Origin of the sequence: Neisseria sp. HMSC065D04, assembly GCF_001815675.1 — a bacterium.
Taxonomy (GTDB): domain Bacteria; phylum Pseudomonadota; class Gammaproteobacteria; order Burkholderiales; family Neisseriaceae; genus Neisseria.
Genome location: NZ_KV821567.1, coordinates 1 through 9,351, shown reverse-complemented (window position 1 = coordinate 9,351; position 9,351 = coordinate 1). Strand labels below are relative to the sequence as shown.

The 9,351-nt window shown below is 52.3% G+C and carries 4 protein-coding genes; 2 read left to right on the top strand and 2 right to left on the bottom strand.

Translation table 11 applies throughout. The features are described 5' to 3' along the window. Positions 1–46 precede the first annotated feature (46 nt). Entirely contained in the window at positions 47–535 is a 489-nt protein-coding gene (locus HMPREF3050_RS12915) for a dihydrofolate reductase (RefSeq protein WP_070775081.1), read from the bottom strand. A 255-nt stretch (positions 536–790) separates the two neighbouring features. Between HMPREF3050_RS12915 and HMPREF3050_RS12910 the strand changes: the two genes are divergently transcribed. Further along, positions 791–1,681 (top strand): DegV family protein, encoded by an 891-nt coding sequence (locus HMPREF3050_RS12910; RefSeq protein WP_070775079.1) that lies wholly within the window; start codon positions 791–793, stop codon positions 1,679–1,681. 233 nt (positions 1,682–1,914) lie between these two features. Here the strand turns inward: HMPREF3050_RS12910 and HMPREF3050_RS12905 are convergent, their stop codons facing one another. After that, entirely contained in the window at positions 1,915–2,163 is a 249-nt protein-coding gene (locus HMPREF3050_RS12905) for a BolA family protein (RefSeq protein WP_029609441.1), read from the bottom strand. Between the two features lie 572 nt (positions 2,164–2,735). Between HMPREF3050_RS12905 and HMPREF3050_RS12900 the strand changes: the two genes are divergently transcribed. Next, on the top strand, positions 2,736–9,351 hold a 6,616-nt coding region (locus HMPREF3050_RS12900; protein WP_070775077.1), incomplete at its 3' end, for an ESPR-type extended signal peptide-containing protein.

Here is a 9,351-nt window from a genome sequence, read left to right as displayed (position 1 = left end):
TTGTCGGAGGAAGGGCTTTTTTGCAAAGGTCTCCGCCTGTTTTTGCTTATCGGATGCGGGTGTAATGGACGAATGCGTAGCCTGTGCCGTTGGCGGAGGTGTGGGTTTCACGGGCGGCTTCGCGCCATTCTGATGGCGAAAATTCGGGGAAAAACGCATCGCCTTGGACGTCTAATGCCACTTCGGTAATCCGCAAATCGCTGGCAAGCGGCAGGGCTTGGGCATAGATTTGTGCGCCGCCCATGATGATGATTTCTTCCGCAGCGGCACATAATGCCAAAGCCTCTTCAAGGCTGCCGACGGTTTCCGCGCCTTCAGCCGGATAATCTGCCTGACGGCTGATGACGATATTGCGGCGGTCGGGCAGCGGCTTGCGGGGTAGGGATTCCCAAGTTTTCCGCCCCATCACGACGGGTTTGTCGAGGGTATAGGATTTGAAAAATGCGAAGTCCTCGGGCAAGTGCCAAGGCATGGTGTTGTTGATGCCTATGCAGCGGTCGGGCGCGCAGGCGGCAATCAGGGTAATTTTCGGCATGGGTGGTCTTTTGGTTGAGAAGTAGCTGTATTGTAAACGATATGTAAACGCAGGTGTTCAAAAGGAGGCATAAAAACCATATGGCAATGAATGATAACTATTATTTTAGAATATAGTGTTTAGTTTCAAAATAATGCTCAAAACTATTAATATGTAGACAAAAATTTACATACCGTTTATCATTAAAATAGACCGCTTAGATGGTCCTTTATTTATTTGAGATTTTGCATTGTTTGATGCACAAGGGAGCAGTTTATGGCAGGCTCTTATGCCTTATATCGTTGCGCGGTATTGTCCACGTCGAGTGGCTCTTTGTCGGGCATACTCGATCGGGACAGCCCGATTCAGATTCTGCATCTGAATGTATTTATGGAACAACAAGAGTTCGCTGACGGACTGGAAATCAGTAATGAAGAATATTGCAATTGGCGCCGCGAGCATTTGGACAGCGATGTTTCTACAACACCGCCGTCGTCTGAAGATTTATTGAGGACTTTTCAATATTTGGTCGGTCAGGGTTATCACGAAGCCATTGTGACGACGTTGAGCCACAAATTAAGTGATTCTGCCGATATGGTGCGTCAAGTTGCCGAGCAGGTTCCGCAATTGAAAGTCCATGTCGTCGATACAGGGACATGCTGCATGCCCGAAGGCTTTTTTGCTTTGGAAGCAGACCGCCTGTTGCGCGAAGGAAAAATGCCGACGGAAATCGTTGCTTACTTGGAAAGTTTAAAAGAACGTTGCAACATCATTTTCGGACTGTCCACAATCAAATCTCTTGTCGGCAGCGGCACGATGGCAAGATTGGGCGCTTCGTTGTGCGACTGGTTGGGGCTGCGCGCCGTATTGCGCTTTTCGCAAGATCAGTTGTGCCGGGTCGAATCCACTTCCGATGACGAAAAAATGTTTGATGCCATCATCGACCAAGTGTTGAAACTGATGCAAGGCAAAAACAGGGAACAATTTATCCTCAGCGGTCTTTATACGGGCGAACGCGACCGGTATCGGATATTTGCGGAACGCTTCTTCAAGCGGACTGGTATCTGCTTGGATGACGGCGTTCCCGTATCGCCGGTGGTGGCGGTGCACGTCGGCATCTGCGGCGTCGGCGTCGGCATGGTCGAAAAACTCGAAGCAGCGGCATAAGGAGCAACACCGAATCTGCCTGCATTCCTGATGATTCTATAGTGGGATTAACTTTAAACCAGTACGGCGTTGCCTTGCCGTACTATCTGTACTGTATCTGCGGCTTCCGCCTTGTCCTGATTTAAAGTTAATCCACTATATTAAGCGGCAATTCAACATTGTGTAAATTAAAAAAGGTCGTCTGAAACTCCGATTCAGGTTTCAGACGACCTTTTTTTGTCTGAGGTAACGGCTTATTGCTGCTTCGCCGCCCATTCCGCAGGCGTGGCGGCAACGGAAATCGACAGCGCGTGCAATTCGTTGCTGGCCAGTTGCGCCTTCAGACCGTCTTTGATCAGGCGGTGGCGGGCGAGGCGGGCTTTGCCTTCAAACTCGGAAGAGACGATGACGGCGAAAAAGTGATGCCCGTCGCCTTCGACTTCGACGTGTTCGCAAGCGGCAACACCTTCAATCAGCGATTTGACTTGTTCTGGGGTAAGCATTTGTATTCCTTGTTTCAAAAACATTGCGGCATTATACAGAATAATGCCGCTTAACATCGCCAACTTGCTGAAGATGGTATCCGAAACATAATTCATTAATATTGAATTAACATGAGGTTTACAGAGGTCGTCTGAAACGTTTTCAGACGACCTCTTTTCTTATTTTTGGATTCCGGATACTTAAAAATATCATTTTTTTAGTACGGATGAATTCAGGCAAAAGGGTTTTGGCATATAAATTGCTTTCAGATAAAAGATAAAGTTTCACTTTAATTGCAAAATAAAGTTAATAAAATAGAAGATATCAAGGATAAGCGGATAGATAAATAGCCAAAAGGTCGATAAATCAGTTTTTGGAGATTGTTATCTGAGGTATAGATAAATCCTGAAATTTGTTTGAAAGTGACAATATACGTCATATCCGTTGAATAAATTTTGCAATCGAAATATCAGTATCAAATACGATATTTTCATTTTTGGTTATTGGATTGGATGTTTGGAAAGCTGGTTATTCCATCAATTCAATAATATATTAAATTTATTTGTTTAACATTTTAAATCAGAGAGTCAGCATGAATAAAATCTATCGTGTCGTATGGAACGAAACCACACAGACGTGGAACGCGGTGGCGGAATTCGCCAAAGCGCATGGGAAAACGGCTTCATCAGGCATAGGCGGCATCGTTGCCTCCGTAGGCGTGCGCTTCGCGTTTACCGCCATCATGTCCGGCCTGCTGCTTGCCAGCGGTCAAGTCATGGCCGCAGCAAATAACGGTAAAACCCTTGCCAATGGCAAAGCCGTCACTGCGGCTGCCGAAGGTACCGACTACAACACCTGCTATTTCGATACCACCAGCTACAACGTGGTCTGCGGCGATGATACGACGACTGCGTTAGATTTCATTCCTCAAGACGGCGGACAACCTCCAAAACAAGGTAAATCTGTCTCCATCGGACAAGGAACCCAAACCAGCGGAGAAAGTAACGTTGCCATTGGTCCGAATTCAGCCACTGCCGAAACCGGCTCTATTGCCATCGGTTCTTCCGCCAATGCTGCCAAAAACCAGACTATTGCCATCGGTCAAGGTGCGGCAACGAAAGGTCAGGCTGACATTGCTATCGGTAAAGGTGCGGGTCCCGGCTCCAGTTCTGCAAACGGACGAAACATCGCTATCGGTGAAAATGCGTTACAAAGCAGCACGAACAGCGATAACGTGATCGCCATCGGTACCAATGCAGGCAGTGGCAGTGACAGTACCCAGTCCATTTACATCGGTAATGGTGCAAACGGTATGGAAACCAAAAACGTCGCTATCGGTAACTTGGCGAAAACCAAAAGCGGCAGTGTCGGCATCGGCGACTCTTCAAATGCGCAAGGCAGATCATCTGTTGCCATCGGTACCAGCGCCACTGTTACTGAAGCAGCAGGTAACGGTATTTCCATCGGTTTCAATTCCAATACTTCGGGTATGAGCGCCGTAGCCATCGGTGGTGCGAGTACCATTGGCAAGGGTGCGAATGCATCAGGTGCAGCCAGCCTTGCGATTATGGGTACTGCCATTGCCACCGGACAACGGGCTATTGCCGTGGGTGAATCGGCTTTAGGTTCGGGTTCTTACGGCATTGCCATCGGTGGTAAAGCGAATGCGTTAGGTGCTTCCTCCATCGCGATTGGCGGCAGTCAGGCGGCGGATAAAGGGCCGACTGCAACCGGCAATTTCTCAACTGCTATCGGTTATGGTGCCAAGACCGTCAATCATGATACCACTGCCGTCGGTAAAAACAGCACGGCAAACGGTCTGCGCGCCACAGCCTTCGGTGTAGACAGCAATGCAGGTGCTGAAAACGCCTTGGCTGCCGGTCCGCAAACCACCGCTTCTGCCAAAGGCGCGATTGCTGTCGGTTTTGCCACTCAGGCAACCGGTTTGAGCAGCATTGCAGTCGGTAAAGAAGCCATTGCCACTACAGAAACTTCTACTTCACTCGGTCAAAACAGCCAAGCCACTGCCAACAACGCTGTCGCCATCGGTAACAAAGCCGTAGCGGCAGGTACGGGCAATATCGTAGTAGGTACGAACGCAGGTGTGTACGACGCTGCCGTTTCCGCAGGGCGCACAGTCGGTGCGGACACCGTCTATATCGGCGCGGACAGCGGTCGCAATGCCTATACCAACGAACGCCAAATCTCCATCGGTAAAGGTACGGGCAACAACGCTACCGGCGTGGACAACATCGCCCTCGGCTTGCGTTCCGGCGCATTTGTGTCCGGTGCAAACAACGTCGCCATCGGTAGGGAAGCAGGCATGGGTACGGATGCCCAAAAATTGAGCGTCACTTCCACTGTCGCCATCGGTGAAGCTGCAAAAGGCAGCTTCAGCAACACCGTCGCCATCGGTAAAACCGCATTGGCAGAAAAAGAATCCGCAGTTGCCGTCGGTATGGTTTCCAAAGCAAGCGGCGACAATTCCGTTGCCATCGGTAAGACTGCCAATGCCAGCGCACACGAAACCGTAGCCATCGGTCACGAGACTGTTGCCGGAGCCGTTTCTTCCGTCGCTGTCGGTCAGCGTGCCAACGCATCGGGTAGTGAGGCGGTCGCATTGGGTATCGATTCCAATGCCTCCGGTCGTTTTGCCGTAGCCATCGGTAACATGGCGAAGGTAACCAACAGCAAGCTCAACGGCATTGCCATCGGCAGCAATGCTGTCGCTTCAGAAGACTATGCAATGGCGATGGGTCTCGACACCCAAGCAACGGGCAACAGCTCGATTGCCTTTGGTAATACGACTAAAGCACTCGCAGCAGAAGCTATTGCTATCGGTCATTCCGCCAATGCTGCGGAAGGCAATACTGTCGCCTTGGGTGTATCTGCGACTTCGGCAAAAGCAGGTGCAGTTACTTTGGGTGCATACACCAAAGCTGATGCTGTCAAAGCACTTGCCTTGGGTTACGAATCCCATGCCGTCAATGAAAACGATGTTGCTTTGGGTGGCGGCAGTTTGACCGAAGCGCATCACAATGGCGATTACACACTGAACGGTAACTACACAGCTGCCGGTACATGGTCTTACGGTACGGTTTCCGTCGGTAAAGTTGATGCAACCACCCCTGCCAACAACTTCACCCGTCAAATTCAAAACGTTTCCGCGGGTGTTATCAGCGCAACCAGCACCGACGCCATCAACGGCAGCCAGCTTTACGCGACCAATTCTTACCTGCTTAACTTGGGTAACAACGTCAAAAACGCCTTGGGTGGCGAAACTGCAATCGACAATGCAGGCAATCTGACCCTGAACAATTTGGGCGGTACAGGCAAAACCAATATTCACGACGCTTTAGAAGCGATGAACAACAAAATCGACCAATTAGGCGGCGGCAGCTCCAGCCATTTTTACAGCGTTAATACGGCCTCTGATACCCGAGGCAACTACAACAATAACGGCGCAACCGGATTGGATGCTCTGGCAGCAGGCGCAGATGCCCAAGCTGCAGGCGAATTTGCCGTAGCCGTCGGTACGGGCGCGCAAGCGGTAATTTCCAACTCTATCGCCATTGGTAAAAACGCTACTGTCAACGAAGACACGGCATCCGATGCGAGTGTCAACGGTTTGACTAAAGGTGAAGGCTCCGTTGCCATCGGTGCGAACACCAAAGCCAGCGGCACCAACGCTACCGCCGTCGGTCAAGCGTCCAACGCCTACGGTCAAAACTCCTTCGCAGGCGGCCAGTCTTCCAAAGCATTGGGCAAATCCAGCGTAGCGGTTGGTGACGGCGCAATCGCCAACCAAGATTCCTCCACCGCAATCGGCGCATACAGCCAGTCCACGGCGGCAGGTGCGACCGCGTTGGGCTTCAATACCCGCGCAACCGCTTCCGGTACTGTCGCGGCAGGTCGCAACAGCAAAGCCACTTCCAACAATGCTTTGGCATTGGGTAACGAAGCAGACGCACAAAAAGACGACACCATCGCCATCGGCTACAACGCCCAAGCCACGCAAAACCGTGCCGTAGCCTTCGGTAAAAACGCCAAAGCCACCGCAGGCGACACCTTTGCCTTCGGTGATGCGGCAAAAGCCTCTGTCGGCAATGCCATTGCCTTCGGTAAAAACGCCAATGCCGCCCACAAAGACTCTATCGCATTGGGTGCCAATTCTGCGACTGAAGCAGCCGTTCAGACGACCTCTGCTACTGTTGGCGGCCTGACCTTCGGCAACTTCGCAGGTAACGCCCCTGAGTCCACACTCAGCATCGGCACGGTAAGCAAAGAGCGTACGATTACCAACGTCGCCGCAGGCCGCATCAGCAACAACAGCACCGACGCAGTAAACGGCAGCCAGCTTTATGCGACTCAAAACGTCATGAACAACATCGGTAAGAGCGCAGTCGGCGTATTGGGTGGAAACGCAGCCATTGAGAATGACGGCATCATTACGATGACTAACATCGGCGGTACGGGCGAATCTACCATTGAAGGCGCGATTTCTGCCATCAACAACGCCTCTTACAAGTCGTTCAAGCTGAATACGGCTAAAACCAACGGCACCAACGGCGAAGCCTACAACCACTCGTTGAAAGAAATTACCAATGGTTCGACCATCACGTTGGAAGCGGGTAAAAACATTGTGCTGAACCAAAACGAGTCCACCGTCAGCATCAATACTGCCGATGCGCCTGAGTTTGCCGGCAAAATTACCGCTAAAGACGGGCTGGATATGTCCAACACCAAGATTACCAATCTGGGCAAGGGCGAACAGCCGACCGATGCGGTTAACCTGAGTCAGTTGACCGATGCCATCAATAACGTTCACGTTACCACCCTGACGGCGGTTACCAACGAAGCTCCGTTTGCTTACGTTTCCGCAGACGGCAGAATCCTGAAGCGCAACGTAACGGTTGACGGTTCAGCCGCAAAACAGGTTTCCTTTGTTTACGCTGACGATACAAGTACGCCATATAACGGCGCAGTAACCATTGCCGCGCTGAACCCGACCGATCCGCAAACCACCGTTCCGACTCAAGTCGGCAACGTTGCTGCAGGTAAGGGACAAAATGATGCGGTAAACGTATCCCAGCTGGACAAAGTTGCCCAAGCTTTGGGTACTTCCGTCAACAACGCGACAGGCGAAATCGCCGCGCCGAAATACTCTGTAATTTCCGGCAGCCCGGCAACTTCAGGCGTAGCTGATTACAACAATGTCGGCGATGCATTGACTGCCTTGAGCAATGCCGTTCGTGCGCCTTTGACTTTTGCAGGTGACAGCGGTACGCCTTCAACCCGCCAATTGGGCAGCACTGTCACCGTTAAAGGCGGTGAGGCAGATGAAGCTAAACTGTCCGCTAACAACATCGGCGTAGTTTCAGACGACGCCAACGGCACGCTCAACGTCAAACTGGCGAAAGAGCTGAAAGGTCTGACCTCGTCTGAATTCATCGACGCAGCAGGCGGCAAAACCACCGTTTCTGCAGACGGCGTGACCGTCGGTACAGCAGCAAACCCTGTCAAACTGACGACCGAAGGTCTGTCTAACGGCGGTAAGAAAGCAACCGATATTGCTGCCGGTGTGAGCAATACCGACGCCGTCAACGTCAGCCAGCTCACTCCGTTGGCAACCGCATTGGGCGCAACCGTCAATCCGACTACCGGCGCGGTTGAAGTACCGAATCTGGTCGTAACCAAAACCGACGGCACGCAGGCCGCACCTGTCAACACCGTACAAGGCGCGTTGGACAACATCGGTACCGAGCTGCAAAAAGGCCTGACTTTCGGCGGCGACAACGCAGACAAGAATTTCGAGCGCAAACTCGGCAACCAAGTCTTGGTTAAAGGCGGTGCGGATGCGGCGAAACTGTCCGACAACAACATCGGCGTGGTTTCAGACGACCTTAACGGTACGCTCAACGTCAAACTTGCCAAAGATTTGCAAGGTTTGAACAGCGCACGGTTCGATACCGACGGCAGCTCCACGACCATCAATGGCGGCAACGTTACCTTGGTTGGAAAAGACGGTGAAGTCAACGCTTCGACAGCCGAAGGCAATACTTTGACCGACAAGGCAGGCAATACCACCAAATCCGTTGCGGGCAATATCGAGCTGACCGAAGCGAGCGGCAATACCAACTTGCTGAACGCAAAAGGCATAGAATTGAGCAATACCGACGGCGGCCACAGCGCGTTTAAAGCCGACGGCAGCAGCATTTCCGACAAAGACGGCAACAAAGTCGACACTACGGCAACCGGCATCACCCTGACACCGGCACCAAACAGCGGCAAACAAGCTGTCAGCCTGACCAAAGACGGTCTGGACAACGGCGGCAATAAAATCGCCAACGTCGCCGCAGGCGAGGCAGATACCGACGCCGTCAACGTTGCCCAGTTGAAAGCCAATTCAGGTCGTGTAGAAAGCGGCGACGACAACATCGTCGTCGAAACCGACAAAACAGGCGGTTCTAACGTTTACAAAGTTTCTACCGCTAAAGACCTGAAGGCTGACAGCCTGACCGCAGGCGAGACCGTTGTGAACAACAGCGGCGTAACCGTCGGCGACAAAGTGGCGCTGGGCAAAGACGGTCTGAAAGCAGGCGATGTGAACATCACTGCCGACGGCATCGACGCCGGCAATAAAGCTATCAGCAACGTAGCCAAAGGTACGGCAGCCACCGACGCCGTCAACGTCGCCCAGTTGAACGAACAACTCGCCGCCACCGAAAAAACCACCACCGTCGTTGCCGGTAAGAACGTTACCGTCAGCGAAAAAGTGGACGGCAACAACATCGAGTACACCGTCAACGCCGACAAGACCACCCTCAGCCAAGCGGCTAACGGTGCGGTTAAAGTCAGCGAAGGTGCGAAAGATGCCGATGGTGTTACCGATTATGCTCTCGACCTGACCGACGAAGCCAAAGCCGACATCGCCAAAGGCGTAGCGGCGAAAGACGCGGTGGACAACAAAGGTCTGACCTTTGCCGCCGACAACGGTACGACCGGTGCGAAGAAACTGGGTGACAGCCTGAGCGTCAAAGGCGACGGCAACATCCTGACCCGCGCCGACGAAAACGGCATCGGCTTCTCGCTGGCCGACAAGATTACCGTCGGTAAAGCCGGCAACGGTAACAAACCGCTCGTGATCGACGGTACCGCCGGTCTGATTTCCGGCCTGAGCAACACCACCCTGGGCGGTGCGGACTTTG

Coding starts and splice junctions, on each gene's coding strand:
- HMPREF3050_RS12910 (WP_070775079.1), top strand. CDS start 791: ATGGCAGGCTCTTATGCCTTATATCGTTGCGCGGTATTGTCCACGTCG.
- HMPREF3050_RS12915 (WP_070775081.1), bottom strand. CDS start 535: ATGCCGAAAATTACCCTGATTGCCGCCTGCGCGCCCGACCGCTGCATA.
- HMPREF3050_RS12905 (WP_029609441.1), bottom strand. CDS start 2,163: ATGCTTACCCCAGAACAAGTCAAATCGCTGATTGAAGGTGTTGCCGCT.